Source organism: Luteitalea sp., assembly GCF_022842525.1.
Lineage (GTDB): Bacteria > Acidobacteriota > Vicinamibacteria > Vicinamibacterales > Vicinamibacteraceae > Luteitalea.
In genome coordinates this window covers 1-16,389 of record NZ_JALHPM010000022.1, presented here as the reverse complement: position 1 = coordinate 16,389, position 16,389 = coordinate 1, and the positions used below count along the sequence as shown (strand labels likewise).

Here is a 16,389-nt window from a genome sequence, read left to right as displayed (position 1 = left end):
CGCCGAACCGCGATACGCGATTCCGTCGGAGGCACTGGGGTGTCGAAAAGCTGCGCAGGATCGCTTCAGTCGGAACCTGGCTCGACCATACAGGGTTAGTTTGCCTACGTCAATCAGGAGAGCCATGGCTATCACGACCACCGTCAACGGCACGCCGCAGTCGCTCGACGTCGAGCCCGACATGCCGCTGCTCTGGGCGCTGCGCGAGCAGCTCGGGCTCACGGGCACGAAGTTCGGCTGCGGCATCGCCGCCTGCGGCGCCTGCACGGTGCACCTCGACGGCCGTGCCGTGCGGTCGTGCGTGCTGCCGGTGTCGGCGGCCGAGGGCAAGAGCGTCACGACCATCGAAGGGCTCGCGGCCGGCGGCGCGCTGCACGCGGTGCAGCAGGCCTGGGTGGCGCATCAGGTGCCGCAGTGCGGCTACTGCCAGTCGGGCCTCATCATGGCCGTGGCCGGCCTGCTCGCGCAGTCACCCGCGCCCACCGATGACGAGATCGACGCGCGCATCACGAACATCTGCCGCTGCGGCACGTTCACCCGCGTGCGCGCCGCCATCCACGACGCGGTGAAGGCCGGGGCGACGTCGTGAACAAGTGGACACGGCGCGCCTTCATCGGCGCCGGCACGATCACCGGCGGCGGCTTCCTGCTCGGCGTGGCCGGCTTCGCGCTGGCGCCGAGCCGCCATTCGCTCGTCGCCGACGACGCGGCGGCGCACGGCCAGCTCACCACGTGGATCACCGTCGCACCCGACAACACGGTTACGATCCTCATTCCGCACTGCGAGATGGGCCAGGGCACGCCAACCGCGCTCGCGATGATGGCGGCCGAGGAACTCGAGGCAGACTGGGCGCTCGTGCGCGTGCAGGAAGCGCCCGCGCTCGACGCCTACGCCAACGGCTACATCGTGCGCGCGGCAAGCGGCGACTACGTGCCGGCGATGCTCGGACGCGGCATCGACTACTCCGCCTTCAAGCTCGCCGAATGGTTCGGCTTCCAGGTCACCGGCGGCTCGACCGCCGTGCGCAGCACCGGCGAATACGGCATGCGCGTGGCCGGCGCCGCCGCGAAGGAGATGCTCGTGCAGGCCGCGGCCGCCGAGTGGGGCGTGGCCGCATCGGAGTGCGTGGCGAAGGGCTCGCGCATCACCCACGCCGCCTCGAACCGCAGCGCCACCTACGGCGAGCTGGCACGCGCGGCGGCCGGGCAGAAGGTGCCCACGAGCCCGGCGCTCAAGGCGCCGGACGGCTTCACGCTGCGCCGCACGTCGCCCGGACGCCTCGACATCCCGGCGAAGGTGAACGGCACGGCGAATTACGCCATCGATGTGACCGTGCCGGGCATGCTCTACGCCGCCATCAGCATGGCGCCGGTGCACGGCGGCACGCTCGTCTCGGTGGATCCGGCGCCGGCCGAAGCCATGCCCGGCGTGAAGAAGGTGGTGCAGCTCAAGGAGGCCGTGGCCGTCGTGGCCGACAGCTTCTGGCGCGCCAGGAAGGCGCTCGCCGCGCTGGCGCCGGAGTTCACGGACGCGGGGCACGGCGGCGTCTCCACGGCGTCGATCTTCGCGGCCTTCGATGCCGCCATCGGTGCCGCGCCCGAGGTGCCCGCCGGCGCCGCGAAGGTGGTGACCGCCGACTACAAGGTGCCCTTCCTCGCCCACGCCACGATGGAGCCGATGGTGTGCACGGCGAAGGTCGAGGGCGATCGGGTGGAGGTGTGGACCGGCGTGCAGGATCCGCTGAACGCGCGCAAGGTCGCCGCCAAGGCCCTCGACATCGACGTCGAGCAGGTGACGCTCACGAACTTCCTGCTCGGCGGCGGCTTCGGCCGTCGCCTGCCCTTCACCTTCGACTACGTGGACCTCGGCGTGCGCATCGCGCGCGCCATGGCGCCCGTGCCGGTCAAGACCATCTGGTCGCGCGAGAACGACATCCAGCACGACTACTACCGCGGCGCCGCGCTGTCGCGACATGCCGGCGCGCTCGATGCGAGCGGCGTGCCCCTGGCCGCCCATTCCTTCTACACCGGTGGCGGCAATGGCGAGGCGGTGGCGATGCCGTACGCGATTGCCGAGAAGACCGCCGAAGAGAAGGAGGCGAAGCACCCGATCCGGCCCGGGCAGTGGCGGTCGGTGCTCAACTCGCAGCACGGCTTCTTCAAGGAATCGTTCATCGACGAGATGGCGCACGCCGCCGGCGTCGATCCGTTCGGCTTCCGCCGCGCGCTGCTCACCGGGCAGCCGCGCGTCAAGGCCGTGCTCGAGAAGGCGGCCGAGATCTCGGGCTGGGGTACACCGCTCCCGCCCGGCGAAGGCCGCGGCATCGCCATCTGCGAAAGCTTCGGCACGATCGTGGCCGAAGTGGCGCACGTGGCCGTGTCACCCGACGGCGTGCTGAAGGTGCTGCACGTCTACGCCGCGGTGGATTGCGGCGATGTCGTGCATCTCGACGGCGCCACGGCGCAGGTCGAAGGCAGCATCGTCTTCGCGCTCTCGGCGGCGCTCCTGAGCGAGATCACGATCGAGGGCGGCCGCGTGGTCGAAACGAACTTCCGCGATTACCCGATGATCCACCTGAAGGACGCGCCGAAGGTAACGACCGCCTTCGTCCGCTCCGACGCGCCGCTTGGCGGCCTGGGCGAGCCGTGTGTACCGCCCCTCGCTCCGGCGCTCACGAACGCGATTCACGCCGCCACCGGCATCCGCGTCCGCGAACTGCCGATCCGGAAGGCGCCGCTCGTGCGGATCTGACCCCGCTGCACTGGCTGGAGAGCTATCGGGAGCGGAGCGACGCGCGGGTTGCCAATGCGTCTGTGTAGAACTCTTCGTGCCGCGCCGCCAGCGCCGCCGGGCTGAATGAGTTCACCACGAATCTCCGGCCCTCCTCGCCCATCGTCCGTTGCAGCGCCGGTTGGCGAAGCAGCGATTCGACGGCTGTCGTCATTGCCTCTATATCGCCTATGTTGATGACGAAGCCGGTGTGCCCGTGGCGCACGCCCTCGCTCGTGCCGCCGATGTCATAAACCACCGGGGGCACCTGCATCGACTGGGCCTCGATGAGCGTGCGAGGCATGCCTTCGCTGTGTCGGGTGGGCATGACCATCACCGTCGCCGGCCCATACCAGTCGCGGTAGGACTCCAGGGATAGTGCCCCGAGGAACGTCACGGCGCCTGACAATCCGCGTTCGGCGACCAGGCGTCGCAGGTGCGCCTCGAAGTCGGGAACGTCCGCTCTTCCCGCGAACACGACCTTGACGGCGAGTCCCCGCTGCTTCAATCGATACGCCACGTCGATGACCGCTGTCTGGCCCTTGTCGGGCGTCAGCCGACCCGGCGCGTAGATCAGCCCATCAGCAGTGTCCACGTCGAGCGGCGTTGCATTCGCGCGACTGTAGAACTCGGTGTCCACGGAGTCAGACAGGTTGCGGAATGCGCCGCGAAGGTATCGCGGCACACCCACCGCGGACGCGCCAGCCACTCCGTGAACACGCGATACCTGTTGACGGACGCTCAAGTCGCCGAGCCTGGCATTGGAGAAGTGGTGCACGATGACGACGGGCGTCCCGGCCGCGGCAGCCACGTCGATGATCTCCGACGCGTCAGCGCCGCCGCACGCGTGCAGGACGACGAGGTCGACCGGGTACTGTCGCAGGAGCGCCGCGGCCCTCGATCCGGCGTCGACAGCACACCCAGGGCGTCGTGGCACCTTCCGCCACTTCGACAGTTGTCGCATGGCGAGCGTGTTGAGGCGATCGGTTGGAAGCAGGATGTCGAGCAGTCGCGACTTCAGTCGAGAGGCCCGCGTCAACGCCAGTGCTTCTCCCCTCTCAAGGAGGGGAACGGTGATGAGACGCCCGGCGCCGAGCACCTGTTCGGTCGGCGCCAGCCGGGCAGGATCGACCGCCAATTGCATCTGGATGGTGGTCAGCCGGTTTCTGCGTCCCAGTGCTCGATTCAGATCGGCCAAGTGTCCTTCGACGCCGCCGCCCTGTTCGTAGGCGCGGGCGAATCTCAGGATGGTCAAGCCATCGAGGCGTCCCGTCATCGCCACGCCTTCCGCGACGTGAAGTGCACGTCCCTGCTCACCGTGCCTGGCGCTGGCCGCACATGCACGAAGTGTCGGCTCTTGGGCATATCTGCAACAGGGTGTCTCGGCACTGAGCAGCGTCGTGCTACTTGCGGATGACGAACTGGTTCAGCACGAGCAAGTCGAGACCCGAGCCGTAGAACACGCGCACCGCATCGCGCGGGCTGCAGACGATCGGCTCGTGGAAGCCGTTGAACGACGTGTTCACGAGGAATGGCAGGCCGGTGGCCTGCCCCTGCGCCTCGAGCAGGCGGCGGAACATGGGATGCGCGTCGGCCGCCACGGTGTGCACGCGCATCGCCGCGTCGTGCTCCGGCAGCAGGTTGCGGAACGTGGCCGGAGCGCGCGGCACGTAGTCGCACTCCATGAACGGTGACTCGGCCGGACCGACAAAATGGTCGGCCACCGCCTCCTGCAGGCCGCTCACCGCGTAGCCGCGCCAGTTCTCGCGCTGCTTCAGGAAGCGGTTGAGGTTCTCGAGCACGTACGGCGCCTGCGGATTGGCCAGGATGCTGCGGGCGCCGAGGGCTCGCGGGCCCCACTCCATCGCGCCCTGGAACCAGCCCACGAGGTGGCCCTGCTCGATGCCCTTGAGCGCCGCGGCGATGGCGCCGTCTTCCGACACCCATTCGTACTGCAGCTTGCAGTTGTCGAGCACTTCCTTGGTTTCCTGCGCCGAATAGGACGGTCCGACGAACGGCGACGCGCCGGGGATGCGGACGCCACTCGCCGACAGCGCCGCGCCGACGGCGTTGCCGCTGTCGCCCGGATCCGGCGGTACGAAGACGCCGGCAAAGTGTCCGCACGCCTTCACGCGCGTATTCACCGACGGGCTGTAGAAGAGCGTGCCGCCCACACACAGGTGGGCGTGCCCCGTGCGCGCGCGCACCTCGCCCAGGAACTCCACGAGCAGCTCCGTGACGCGCGCCAGCACACTGGCGGCGAGCGCGGCGGGCACTGGACCCTCGGCCTGGGCCAGCGTCCGGATCCGCTGGTCGAAATCGTCCGCGAGCACCAGCCCGTCGGCGCCGCGCGTGACGAGCGCATCGACACGCGCGTCGCGGCTCGATGGGCGCAGCTGGGCAAGGGCCGCGAGACGGCGGTCGACGTCCGTGGGCGTGAGGCCAAGCGCGCCGCCGGCGCGCGACAGCACCCGCGCGAAGCCGGGCCCCGTCCACGGCCACTCGACGCGCGACAGCGTCGCGCCCTCGCCGGTCCACACGCTCACCTCGGGCGCGTCGTGGTCGCAGACCACGAAGGCGGCCGAAGCATGCGGCGATGTCAGGTACGCGGTGGCGGCGTGAGCAAAGTGGTGCTCCACGCGCTCGACCTGCGAGGGCAAGCTGTCTCCGTCGCCCGTCGCGGCCAGCCAGCGGCCCACCGAACCGCGCATGAGGCCCAGGCGGTACAGCAGCACGTCGAGCGCTTCGTCGGGCAGCCCCGAGCGATTCACGCCAGCGTTGCGCTCCCGGGTCACCCGTTCTTGCGCGCACACGCCGGCGAGCCGCCCGGCCTGCACCACGGCCGCAGCCGCGCTGCGCCGTCCTCCGCTCGCACCAACGACGATCATCGGCCTATTGTCACTCGCCACGGTCTACTGCGGTCGCCGGAAGAGGCCGACGTAGACCGCCTTGCCGAGAATGTGGCCCTGCATGGCGTTGTAGACCGCCGTGCGCGTGGCCCAGGCATCGGCGCCGGCCGGGACGTCGATCTTCGTGTCGAGCGCGAAGAGCTCGAACGTGTAGTGGTGCAGCGGGCCAGTGGCCGGCGCGCCAGGCCCGCGGTAGACCTCGCCGCTGGCGCTCACCTGCCGGCTGCCGTCGGGCAGCGTCGCGCCCTTCGGCTGCCCTTCCGCCATGCCGGTCGCGGTGCCGGGAATGCCCCAGACGAGCCAGTGCACCTGATCCTCGGTGGTCTTGTTGCGCGCGACGTCCGGGTCGCGCATGTGCAGCACGAAACTCAACGTGCCGGCCGGCACGTTGCTCCACGCGAGCGCCGGCGACACCTGCTCGCCGGCCTGCGTGTACTTGTTCGGGATGATGCCGCCGTCGGGGAAGGCAGTGGTGGTCAGTGTGAGGGGCGGCCGGGGCGGGGCGGCCGGGGCCGCCGGCGCCTGCGCGAAGGCCAGCGCCGGCACGAACGCGAGCCCCATCACGAGTCCTGTCCAGATTCTGCGCGTCATCATTCGTCTCCCTGGCGCCCGCCGTTCGTGGCGGACGCGATGTCGAGGTCAGCGCCCGGCGGCGGCCTCCCGCCTGCTGCCGCGCCGATGCTGCGCCTCCGCCAGCCGCTCGAGAAGCGGCTCCGTCGCCTCGAGGGACAGGCACCCGTCGGTGATGCTCTGCCCGAACCGCGCCGCCTGTCCAGGCACGTAGTCCTGGCGCCCCTCGACGAGGAAGCTCTCGAGCATCGTGCCGAACACACGCCACGAGCCCGACGCGACCTGCTCGGCAACCGACATCGCCACCTCGGGCTGGCGCCGGAAGTCCTTCTGGCTGTTGCCGTGCGAGCAGTCGATCATGACCGACTGCGGCACGTTTCGGCTGGCGAGGCGCGCGCAGACGTCGTCGACGTGCGCCGCCGTGTAGTTCGGACCGGCCTGTGACCCGCCTCGCAGGATCACGTGGCACGTGTCGTTGCCGGCCGTGTGGAAGAGGGCCGAGACGCCCTGCACGGTCACTCCCGGAAACCAGTGGGGAGACGCCGCCACGCTGACGGCATCAACAGCGGGCTGCACATTGCCATCGGTGCTGTTCTTGAAGCCCACGGGCATCGAGAGCCCCGAGGCCAGTTCCCGATGCACCTGGCTTTCGGTGGTTCGCGCGCCGATGGCCGCCCAGGACGTCAGGCCGTCGATGTACTGCGGGATCTGGGTATCGAGGAACTCGCAGGCGGTCGGCAGCCCGATGTCGTTCACGTCGAGGAGCAGCTTGCGCGCCATCCGCAGGCCCTTGTTGACCCGAAAACTGCCGTCGAGGTCAGGGTCGTTGATGAGCCCCTTCCAACCCACGGTCGTCCGTGGCTTTTCGAAGTAGCAACGAAGCACGACGATGAGCGCCTCCCGGTAGCGATCGGCGAGGGTCTTGAGCTTCTCGGCGTAGTCCGTGGCCGCGCCGGTGTCGTGGATGGAGCAGGGACCGACGACGACGACGAGGCGAGGGTCCACGCCGCGAATCACCCGGGAGATCGCCAGGCGCGTGTCGGCCACGAGCTCGGCGGCAGATTCCCCGATGGGCAGCTCTTCGATCAGGATGGCGGGAGGAATGAGCGGCCTGACACCGGTGATACGCAGGTCTTGAATGGGCCGAGCCATGAGGTGACAGACTATCGCATCTGGCGGACCGGACACGTGAAGTGAGGATTCGGCCGTGCGCGCCATGACCGGCATCGACCCACGGTTCTACAATCACACGCGTGGCTGCACCGGCCGCGCCTCACGCCGGGCGCCGCGGCCTACTGCTGCTGTTGCTGCTGCTCGTGCTGGAGCCGGTCGGCGGTCGCCTCCGGCGCCGCGACCTCCGAGACCCACGCCGCCGTGACGACCGCCGTGTCGAGCGTGGGCAGTGCCTCGCCGGGCGTGACCTCGACGTTCACCTCGAGACTGCTGGCGGCGCCGCCCTTGTAGACGCCGCGCGTCGGCGGCACGTCGGCGTAGTCACGCCCCACGGCCACGCGCACGTGGCGCAGGCCGGCCTCGATATCGTTCGTCGGGTCGATGCCCACCCAGCCGAGTCCTGGCAGCAGCACTTCCACCCAGGCATGCGTGGCGATGGTGGTGGGGCCGTCGTCTTCACCGAGGGCGCGCGGCGCGATGTAGCCGCTCACGTAACGGCACGGCAGCCCGAGCCGGCGCAGCAGCGCCAGCATGATGTGCGTGAAGTCCTGGCAGACGCCGCGACGCGACGCCAGCGCCTCGCCGATCGGCGAGTCGACGCGCGTCGTGTTCGGCGCGTAGGCGAACGCGCGATGCATGGCGCCGCTCAGGGCCCGCACGGTGCCGAGCGGGTCGGCGGCCCGCGAGGCGAGCGGCCCGAGTTCCTCCGCGAAGCCGACGAGCGCGTCGCTCCACACCGCGAAGTGGCTCGGCTGCCGGAAGTCCCAGTGGTCGCCGCGATCGGCCCACTGGTCCACCTCGCGCCAGGCCTCCATGCCGAGCGCGGCGGGGCGCTCGGGCGGCGGATCGAGCTGCACTTGTGCCCGCGCGGTGACGGCCAGCCGCAGGTGGCGCCGCGGCAGGTCGAAGTGATGCACCCAGTTGCCGAGGAAGTCGCGGTAGGCGAAGACCCGCGCCCGCGGCTGCAGGTCCACCTCGAACTGCAGGCAGCGCTGCGTGGCATCCGAGGCCGGACGCATGCGCAGCTCCATCACGCTCTCGCTCACCGGCGAGGCATAGGTGAAGCGGGTCAGATGCCGGATGGCGTAGTGGGTGGCCACGAAGGGGATCAGGCGAGCCCGATGTCGATCGGATACGCGATGTACTGCTGGTGCACCGCCGAGTTGATGAGCGCCGCCTGCCGCACGATGTCCTGAAGATACGACGGAAGCTCCCCGATGATCTCGTCGATCTGCCCGTAGTCGAGCGAGGCGAGCAGCCGGCCGGCCAGCCGTTCGCTGCGGCCATTCGTGCGGCCGGTGAGGCCGGCGATGGCCTTGAGCGCCGCCTGCACGCGCGCGGCGGCGAAGTGGATGCTGCGCGGGAACTCCGGGTTCAGCACCAGGAACTCGGCGATGCGCTGCGGCCGCACATCGGCCGTGTAGTGCCGGCAGTAGGCCTCGAAGGCGCAACAGCTCTTCAGCAGGCCGACCCACTCGACGAACTCGCTCACGCCCGGCAGGCCGCCGGCATCGGGCGGCGCCTCGCGGAACTGCACGTCGAGCAGGGACGCCGTGGCGCTCGCGCGTTCGAGGTAGCGCCCGAGCTCGATGTAGTGCCAGCCTTCGCCGTGCGTCATCGTGGCGTCGGTCACGCCCTGGATCTGGTGCACGCCGTTGATGGTCGCGCTCAGGAACTCGTGGGTGCCGGCCGTCCACTCGGAATCCACCGGCTGGCGCTTCTGCACCGCCAGGTAGAGCCGGTTGATCTCTTCCCACATCTCGGAGCTGATCTCTTCACGCACCTGGCGGGCGTTCTCGCGGGCGGCGCCCACGCAGGCGGCAATCGACTCGCGATTGGCCAGATCCACCGTGGCGCGTTCGACCACGTCTGGCGTGGCGCGGATCTGCCAGGTGGGCGGCTGCGGCAGGCTGGCGAGCAGCCGGCCCCAGTGGCGCGCGGCACCGGCCGGCGCGCGATCGAGCGTGAGGTTGAGGTTCACGTTCACGAGACGGGCCGTGTGTTCGGCGCGCTCGAGATACCGGCTCATCCAGTAGAGGCTGTCGGCCACGCGCGAGAGCATGACTAGAGGCCTCCTGCCGGCGACGTGCCCGGGCGCGGCGCGGCGTTGGCGTGCAGCACCCAGGTGTCCTTGCTGCCGCCGCCCTGCGACGAGTTGACGACGAGCGAGCCCTTCTTGAGCGCCACGCGCGTGAGACCGCCGGGCACGATGACGACCTGCTCGCCCGAGAGGATGTAGGGGCGCAGATCCACGTGGCGCGATTCCACCCTGCCGTCCACGAAGCACGGCGCCGCCGAGAGCGCCAGCGTGGGCTGGGCGATGTAGTTGCGCGGGTCGGCCAGGATCGCCTGCCGGAACTCGTCACGCTGGGCGGCCGTGCTGTGCGGGCCGATGAGCATGCCGTAGCCGCCGGATTCGCCCACCGCCTTCACGACCACCTCATCGAGACGATCGAGCACGTGCTGGCGCTCGTGGTCGTTCGACATCTGCCACGTCTCGATGTTGGCGAGGATCGGATCCTGATCGAGGTAGTACTTGATGAGGCGCGGCACGTAGACGTAGAGCGCCTTGTCGTCGGCCACGCCCGTCCCGATGGCGTTCGTGAGGGCCACGTTGCCCGAGCGGTAGGCGTTGAAGAGCCCGGGCACGCCGAGCGTCGAATCGGCGCGGAACGCCAGCGGATCGATGAAGTCGTCGTCGACGCGCCGGTAGATGACGTCGACGCGCTGCGGCCCGGCGGTCGTGCGCATGTAGACGACGTTGTCATGCACGAAGAGGTCGCGGCCCTCGACGAGCGCGATGCCCATCTGCCGGGCCAGGAACGTGTGCTCGAAGTAGGCCGAGTTGAAGACACCCGGCGTGAGCAGCACGATCGTCGGGTCGGGCCGGTGCGCCGGGGCCAGCGCCCGCAGCGTCGCGAGCAGCGACTGCCCGTAGTGATCCACCGGCCGCACGTCGTAGCTGCTGAAGAGCAGCGGGAAGATGCGCTTGATGACCTGCCGGTTCGTGAGCATGTAGCTCACGCCGCTCGGCACGCGCAGGTTGTCTTCGAGCACGGCGAAGCTGCCGTCGGGCAGGCGCACCAGGTCCGTGCCGGCGACCGACACGTAGATGTCGTGGCGCACGGCCACGCCCTGCATCTCGCGTCGGAAGTGCTTGCAGCTGTAGACGAGCTCGCGCGGCACGATGCCGTCGTCGAGCACCTTCGCGTCGCCGTAGAGGTCCTTCAGGAAGAGGTTGAGCGCGGTGATGCGCTGCGTGAGGCCGCGCTCGATCGTGTCCCACTCGCCGGCCGTCAGGATGCGCGGGATGAGGTCGTAGGGAAAGATCCGCTCCGTGCCCTCGTTCTGTCCGTAGACGGTGAAGGTGATGCCCTGGTGCAGGAAGGCCAGGTCGGCCGCCGTCTGGCGCTGGCGGAGTTCCTGCGGATCGACGGCGCCGAGCCGTTCGTAGAGGGCGGCGTAGTGCTCGCGCGTCACGCCGCGGCCGTCGAACATCTCGTCCCAGGCCTGCCCGAGGGCGTAGCTCTGGAACTGCGGCAGATGCTGAAGGCGTGCGAGGCTGCCGGTCTCGCCGGGGGTGTCCGGACGCATGGGGGTGGGGGAACTTTCCGGCGGCGGATGATGTGCTGTCAAGTCCATCCGGTGCGGAATGCGCCGCCGTCATGGGCCGCCCTCCAGGCGCGCATGCGCCGGTAAGCAGCCGGCCGCGTGGATCGTAATGGGAGTGGGATACCCTGTGCGGGCCGCGCGCCCGACCCACCCATGGCCGAACCGTCGCCTGCCGCCTCGCCGTCACTGCTGAGCCGCGTCGTCTCGCTCCGTCCGGGCGAAGGCGCCCTCGTGGCCTGGGCGTGGCTCTACCTGTTCTCGGTCTTCACGGCGTACTACGTCATCCGGCCGATCCGCGACGAAGCCGGCGTGGCGGGCGGCGTCGAGAACCTGGCGTGGCTCTTCTCGGGCACGCTCGTCGCGATGATGGCGGTGAACCCGCCGTTTGCCGCGCTCGTCGCCTCGCTGCCCCGCAAGCGCTTCATCGGGCTCACCTACCGGTTCTTCATGCTGAACCTGGCGGTGTTCCTGGTGCTCTTCCAGGTCGCCACTGGTGACGCCAACGTGTGGGTGGGCCGCGCGTTCTTCATCTGGACGTCGGTCTTCAACCTGTTCGTGGTCTCGGTCTTCTGGTCGTTCATGGCCGACCTGTTCACGAACGAACAGGGCAAGCGCGTGTTCGGCTTCATCGCCGCGGCGGCCACCGTGGGCGGCATCGTCGGCTCGTACGTGACCGCGAGCGCGGTCGAGTCGCTGGGTGTGCCGGCGCTGCTCCTCGGCGCCGCCCTGCTCCTCGAGCTCGGCGTCTTCGCCTCGAAGCGGCTGGGCGCGATTGCCCCGGCGCTGGCCACGCCGGCGAAGGGCGTCGAGCCGGCGCCGGCTGCCGACGCGGGCACGAAGGTGATTGGCGGCGGCGTGCTGAGCGGTCTCACGCACGCGCTGAGCTCGCCCTACCTGCTGAACATCTGCCTCTACATGCTGCTCTACACGATCCTGTCGACCTTCCTGTATTTCCAGCAGGCGGCGATCGTGGATGCGTCGTTCGCGGATCGGGCGGCGCGGCGCGTGTTCTTCGCGCGGGTGGACTTCTGGGTGAACGTGCTCACGCTCGGCGCGCAGGTGTTCCTGACCGGCCGCGTCACGCGCGGGCTCGGCGTGCCGGCCACGCTCACGGTCGTGCCGGCGATTACCGCCGTCGGCTTCCTGTGGCTGGGTCTTGCGCCCACGGTGGCGGTGGTCGTGGGCTTCCTGATGCTGCGCCGCTCGGGCAACTTCGCCTTCGCGCGGCCGTCGCGCGAAGTGCTCTTCACGGTGGTGAGCCGCGAAGACAAGTACAAGGCGAAGAACTTCATCGATACTGTGGTCTATCGCCTCGGCGATCAGGTGGGCGCGTGGGCGTCGAGCCTGGTCGCCATGGCCGGCCTCGGCACGGGCGCCATCGCCTGGGCCGCGGTGCCGCTCGCGCTCGCGTGGGTGGCCAACGCCTGGTGGCTCGGCCGCCGGCAGGAAACGATGGCAGCGGAGGACCGACCGTGACTTCGAAACTGACCCGCCGCGACTGGCTCGCGCTCACCATGGGCGCCGGCGCCACGCTCTCCTTCGATCCGCGCGTGCTGCTGGCGCAGGGGAAGATGAACACCAAGGCGATTCCGTCGAGCGGCGAACGCCTGCCGGTCATCGGCCTCGGCAGCTCCGCCACGTTCGCCTCGGTCGCGCGCAGCGAAGACCTGACGGCGCTCCGCGAAGTGTTCAAGGCGCTCGTCGAGGGCGGCGCCACCGTGTTCGACACCGCGCCCGGCTACGGCGCCTCGGAAGAGGCGTCCGGGAAGATCGTGAACGAGCTGAAGATCGCCGACAAGCTCTTCTGGGCGACCAAGCTGAACGTGGCCGGACGCGGCGGCGGCGGTGCCGACCCGGCGGCGGCCCGCCAGCAGGTCGAGACGTCGTTCGCCCGGGTGAAGAAGGCGAAGATCGACCTCATCCAGGTGCACAACATGGGTGACGTCGGCGTGCAGATCCCGATCCTGCGCGAGTACAAGCAGCAGGGCCGCATCCGCTACATCGGCCTCACGACGACCTTCGAGAACCAGTACGCGGACCTCGTGGCCACCATGCGCAAGGAGACGCTCGACTTCATCGGCGTCGATTACGCGATCGACAACCGCCACGCCGAAGCCACCATCCTGCCGCTCGCACAGGAGCGCAAGATGGGCGTCTTCGCCTATGCGCCGTTCGGCCGCACGCGCCTCTTCAAGCGCGTGGGCAACCGCCCGGTGCCAGATTTCGCGAAGGAATTCGACGCCACGACGTGGGCGCAGTTCTTCCTGAAGTTCGTCGTGAGCCACCCGGCCATCACCGCGACGACGCCGGCCACGAGCCAGGCGAAGAACATGGCCGACAACATCGGCGGCGGTCTGGGCCGGCTGCCGGATGCGGCGATGCGCAAGCGCATGGCCGACTACGTGGACGCGCTGCCCGGCGCGTAAGCGTCGGCGTGGCGCGTCAGCGCTCAGTGGGGCGGACGAAGACGAGCGGATGTTCGGCGGGCCGGCCCACCGAGCCGGCGGACGGCGCGGCTGGCGCGCATCCGCCCGACTCGCAGCTCGCGCACTTCGGCGACCGCTCCGCGGCCGCGAAGCCGATGACGCGGCGGGCCACGACCCACGCGGCGGCAAGCGCCGTCAGGGCCACGATCACGTCCTGTATCAGCATGGGCGACATCGTCGTCATCCCTGTTATGCCACACCTGCCGCGCGCAGGCTCTGGTAGAGCACGAACGCGACGGCGTAGGCCAAGCCCGACATATAGCCGAGCTGCAGCGCCGCGTACTTGAGCCCACCGGTTTCCTTCCGCGTCACGGTGAGCGTCGGCAGGCACTGCATCGCCAGCACGAAGAACACGAGGGCCGAGGCCGCGGTGGCCGGCGTGAACACGGGCCGCCCGTCGTCGCGGGTCATGCCGCGGATCTTCGCCACCACGCCGTCGTCCACGTCGTCTGCCGCCTGACCGGCCGCGAGCACCGACATGGTCGACACGAACACCTCACGCGCCAGGAAGCTCGTGAGCACCCCCACGGTGAGCTGCCAGTCGAAGCCGAGCGGTTCGAAGGCCGGCGCGAGCGTGTGGCCGATGCGGCCGGCGAAGCTGCCGGCCTGCGCCGACTTCACCTCGAGCGCGTCGGCTTCGGCAAGCAGTGCCGCGGCCTCTTCGTTCGGCAGCGCCGGCGCCTCGGCGGCGGCGCGCAGCCGCGCGGCCTCGGGCGGCGGCTCCACCTTCGGATACGCGCTCAGCCACCACATCACGATGCAGATGGCGACGATGACGGTGCCGGCCGTCGAGAGGAACGACAGTCCCTGGTCGCGCGCGGTGAGCAGCGCATTGCGCAACGAGGGCGTCTTGTAGGACGGCAGCTCGAGAATCATCGGCTTGGCGCGGCCCTTGAGGATCGTGCTGCCGAAGAGTTTCGCGGTGAAGAGCGCGGCGAGCCCCCCGAGCAGGTAACAGCCGGCAAAGGCGAGGCCGGCCAGCCCCGGCCGGTCTGCGAAGAGCAGCGTGGTGAGCAGCACGTACACCGGCAGGCGGGCCGAGCAGCTCATGAATGGCGCCACGAGGATCGTCGTGAGCCGGTCGCGCATGTCGGGAATGAGCCGCGTGCTCATGATGCCCGGCAGCGCGCAGGCGTGCGCGGTGAGGAGCGGCACGAACGCATGGCCCGGCAGGCCGAAGCGCGACAGCCAGCGGTCCATCACGAAGGCGGCGCGGGCCAGGTAGCCCGTGTCTTCGAGCAGCGTGATGAGGAAGAAGAGCAGGCAGATCTGCGGCAGGAACACGACCGTGCCGGCGATGCCGCCGACGATGCCCTGCGCCACGAGATCGCGCACGGGCCCTTCCGGCAGCAGCCGTTCGACGAGTGTGCCCAGCTCGGCGAACGTGGCCTCGATGAGATCCATCGGCACCGTCGCCAGCGCGAACAGGATCCAGAAGAGCGTGCCCATGATGGCGATGAACGCCGCAAGGCCGAACACGGGGTGCGTGAGCACGCCGTCGAGCCGCTCGGTGAAGCGATCGTGGGCCTGGGCAGATCCACTGTCGGTCGAGACGGCGGCCGCGATGTCGTCAGCCCAGCGGCTGACCGTGGCCGCGGCGGTCTGCCCCCCGGACGGGTCCGTGAGGTGCATACGACCGAGCGCCTGCCGCAGGTCATCGAGGCCGCGTCCACTGCGCGCCACCATCGGCACGACCGGCACGCCGAGCCGCGCGGCCAGTGCCGCCACGTCGATTGCGAGGCCGCGCCGTTCCGCCAGGTCCACCATGTTGAGCGCGACGACCATGCGCACACGGCGCGCGAGGAGCTGGCCGACGAGCACGAGATTGCGCGGCAGGTTGCACGCATCCACGATGACGACCACCGCATCGGGCGCCGGGCCGCGCGCGCCGTCGAGCAGCGAGGCGGCGATGCGCGATTCCGGGGCGTCGATCTCGAGGTCGTAGACGCCCGGCAGATCGAGCACGTCGAGCGTGCCGTGCCCGGACGCCTCGGCATGCCCGGTGCGCATCGCGGTGGTCGTACCCGGGAAGTTCGACGTCTTCGCGCGCGCGCCGCAGAGTGCGTTGAAGAGCGTGGTCTTGCCGGTGTTCGGGTTGCCGATGAGGGCGATGCGCCGCACGGGCACGGCCGGCGGCGAGGGCGCGCGATCGGGCGTCTCGACAGCCGGGACCATCGTCGTGTCAGCGGTTGCCGGGCTCGGGCACGACGTAGAGGCAGCGCGCCACCGCGCTCGACAGGCCGATGCGCGTGGACTTCACCTGCACGATGCAGGGATCGCCCACCTGGCAGAGGCGCAGCACACAATCGTCGGTGAGACCGAGCGAGCGCAGCACCGGCCGCGAGTCGGCGTCGGTCACTTCGTGCAGCGTGGCCACGACTCCGACGGGCACCGTGGTGAGCGGGACGGCGGCGGCGGGGCGGGGCGGGGCGGCGGACGTGACCGGGGGCGTCATCGGTGTAACGCGCCCATTGTATCAATCCTGAGACCGAATCTCAGAATCAGTATTCGCGCTGGCCTTGGGCCGCGACCCCTGGCGCCGATTCGGATATGCGCACTTCTTCACACATCCTTGCGGGCGGCGGCCATCAGGGCCTTCACGCGCTCACGGGCCCGCGCCCGGACGTCGGCCGGAAGCGCCCGGCACCCGGCGGCGCGGCAGGTCTCGAGCATCGCGCGCAGCCGGCGGGCCTGGGCGGCGCAGCGCTCACAGGAGGCGAGATGCCGGGCGATGGCGCGGGCGCGAGCCGCGGGCAACTCCCCGTCCAGATACGCCCAGAGCTGGTCTGCCTGCGCGCACGGCGGTGCCGACGCGGGCGTGACCGCTGACCGGCGACGGGCGGCGGGATGGCTGGCGGGGCGGGCGGCGG

At 70.0% G+C, this 16,389-nt stretch carries 15 protein-coding genes; 4 read left to right on the top strand and 11 right to left on the bottom strand.

Features of this window, described 5'->3' with window-relative positions; genetic code table 11:
• The first annotated feature begins 124 nt into the window (after positions 1–124).
• Both Q0C41_RS06815 and Q0C41_RS06810 read left to right on the top strand, forming a co-directional pair.
• Complete coding sequence (locus tag Q0C41_RS06815) at positions 125–589, top strand: (2Fe-2S)-binding protein (protein ID WP_291982157.1); 465 nt, start codon at positions 125–127, stop codon at positions 587–589.
• Positions 586–2,751, top strand: a complete 2,166-nt coding sequence (locus Q0C41_RS06810; protein ID WP_291982155.1) for a molybdopterin cofactor-binding domain-containing protein — start codon at positions 586–588, stop codon at positions 2,749–2,751. Before Q0C41_RS06815 ends, Q0C41_RS06810 begins: the two co-directional genes overlap by 4 nt.
• A gap of 22 nt (positions 2,752–2,773) precedes the next feature.
• On the opposite strand, the gene Q0C41_RS06805 is transcribed toward Q0C41_RS06810, so the two are convergent.
• The 7 genes from Q0C41_RS06805 to Q0C41_RS06775 form a co-directional block, all read right to left on the bottom strand.
• Entirely contained in the window at positions 2,774–4,045 is a 1,272-nt protein-coding gene (locus Q0C41_RS06805; RefSeq protein ID WP_291982153.1) for a glycosyltransferase family 4 protein, read from the bottom strand.
• Between the two features lie 127 nt (positions 4,046–4,172).
• On the bottom strand, positions 4,173–5,657 hold the full coding sequence (locus Q0C41_RS06800; RefSeq protein WP_291982151.1) for a carbamoyltransferase C-terminal domain-containing protein: 1,485 nt from the start codon (positions 5,655–5,657) through the stop codon (positions 4,173–4,175).
• 24 nt (positions 5,658–5,681) lie between these two features.
• Entirely contained in the window at positions 5,682–6,269 is a 588-nt protein-coding gene (locus Q0C41_RS06795) for a YbhB/YbcL family Raf kinase inhibitor-like protein (RefSeq protein WP_291982149.1), read from the bottom strand.
• 48 nt (positions 6,270–6,317) lie between these two features.
• Positions 6,318–7,400: a 3-deoxy-7-phosphoheptulonate synthase gene (locus Q0C41_RS06790; RefSeq protein WP_291982147.1), complete on the bottom strand. Its 1,083-nt coding sequence runs from the start codon at positions 7,398–7,400 to the stop codon at positions 6,318–6,320.
• Between the two features lie 140 nt (positions 7,401–7,540).
• On the bottom strand, positions 7,541–8,521 hold the full coding sequence (locus Q0C41_RS06785) for a transglutaminase family protein (RefSeq protein WP_291982145.1): 981 nt from the start codon (positions 8,519–8,521) through the stop codon (positions 7,541–7,543).
• Between the two features lie 8 nt (positions 8,522–8,529).
• Positions 8,530–9,483 carry an alpha-E domain-containing protein gene (locus Q0C41_RS06780; RefSeq protein ID WP_291982144.1) on the bottom strand — a complete coding sequence of 318 codons (954 nt, stop codon included), beginning with the start codon at positions 9,481–9,483 and terminating at the stop codon, positions 8,530–8,532.
• Between the two features lie 2 nt (positions 9,484–9,485).
• Positions 9,486–11,015, bottom strand: coding sequence for a circularly permuted type 2 ATP-grasp protein (locus Q0C41_RS06775; protein ID WP_291982142.1), 1,530 nt, complete (start codon positions 11,013–11,015; stop codon positions 9,486–9,488).
• A gap of 171 nt (positions 11,016–11,186) precedes the next feature.
• On the opposite strand from Q0C41_RS06775, the gene Q0C41_RS06770 reads away from it, so the two are divergent.
• Positions 11,187–12,509: a hypothetical protein gene (locus Q0C41_RS06770; protein ID WP_291982140.1), complete on the top strand. Its 1,323-nt coding sequence runs from the start codon at positions 11,187–11,189 to the stop codon at positions 12,507–12,509.
• A complete protein-coding gene (locus tag Q0C41_RS06765; RefSeq protein WP_291982139.1) occupies positions 12,506–13,459 on the top strand; it encodes an aldo/keto reductase in 954 nt (317 codons plus the stop codon). Before Q0C41_RS06770 ends, Q0C41_RS06765 begins: the two co-directional genes overlap by 4 nt.
• 16 nt (positions 13,460–13,475) lie before the next feature.
• On the opposite strand, the gene Q0C41_RS06760 is transcribed toward Q0C41_RS06765, so the two are convergent.
• The 4 genes from Q0C41_RS06760 to Q0C41_RS06745 all read right to left on the bottom strand — a co-directional run.
• Positions 13,476–13,685, bottom strand: a complete 210-nt coding sequence (locus Q0C41_RS06760; protein WP_291982138.1) for a hypothetical protein — start codon at positions 13,683–13,685, stop codon at positions 13,476–13,478.
• A 23-nt stretch (positions 13,686–13,708) separates the two neighbouring features.
• Positions 13,709–15,694, bottom strand: a complete 1,986-nt coding sequence (locus Q0C41_RS06755) for a ferrous iron transporter B (RefSeq protein WP_291982137.1) — start codon at positions 15,692–15,694, stop codon at positions 13,709–13,711.
• A 7-nt stretch (positions 15,695–15,701) separates the two neighbouring features.
• Entirely contained in the window at positions 15,702–15,974 is a 273-nt protein-coding gene (locus Q0C41_RS06750) for a FeoA family protein (protein WP_291982136.1), read from the bottom strand.
• Positions 15,975–16,081: 107 nt separating this feature from the next.
• Positions 16,082–16,389, bottom strand: a 308-nt coding sequence (locus tag Q0C41_RS06745) for an anti-sigma factor (RefSeq protein ID WP_291982134.1), incomplete at its 5' end; no start/stop codon positions are given.

Coding starts and splice junctions, on each gene's coding strand:
- Q0C41_RS06760 (WP_291982138.1), bottom strand. CDS start 13,685: ATGCTGATACAGGACGTGATCGTGGCCCTGACGGCGCTTGCCGCCGCG.
- Q0C41_RS06755 (WP_291982137.1), bottom strand. CDS start 15,694: ATGGTCCCGGCTGTCGAGACGCCCGATCGCGCGCCCTCGCCGCCGGCC.
- Q0C41_RS06805 (WP_291982153.1), bottom strand. CDS start 4,045: ATGACGGGACGCCTCGATGGCTTGACCATCCTGAGATTCGCCCGCGCC.
- Q0C41_RS06800 (WP_291982151.1), bottom strand. CDS start 5,657: ATGATCGTCGTTGGTGCGAGCGGAGGACGGCGCAGCGCGGCTGCGGCC.
- Q0C41_RS06815 (WP_291982157.1), top strand. CDS start 125: ATGGCTATCACGACCACCGTCAACGGCACGCCGCAGTCGCTCGACGTC.
- Q0C41_RS06780 (WP_291982144.1), bottom strand. CDS start 9,483: ATGCTCTCGCGCGTGGCCGACAGCCTCTACTGGATGAGCCGGTATCTC.
- Q0C41_RS06770 (WP_291982140.1), top strand. CDS start 11,187: ATGGCCGAACCGTCGCCTGCCGCCTCGCCGTCACTGCTGAGCCGCGTC.
- Q0C41_RS06795 (WP_291982149.1), bottom strand. CDS start 6,269: ATGACGCGCAGAATCTGGACAGGACTCGTGATGGGGCTCGCGTTCGTG.
- Q0C41_RS06790 (WP_291982147.1), bottom strand. CDS start 7,400: ATGGCTCGGCCCATTCAAGACCTGCGTATCACCGGTGTCAGGCCGCTC.
- Q0C41_RS06750 (WP_291982136.1), bottom strand. CDS start 15,974: ATGACGCCCCCGGTCACGTCCGCCGCCCCGCCCCGCCCCGCCGCCGCC.
- Q0C41_RS06775 (WP_291982142.1), bottom strand. CDS start 11,015: ATGCGTCCGGACACCCCCGGCGAGACCGGCAGCCTCGCACGCCTTCAG.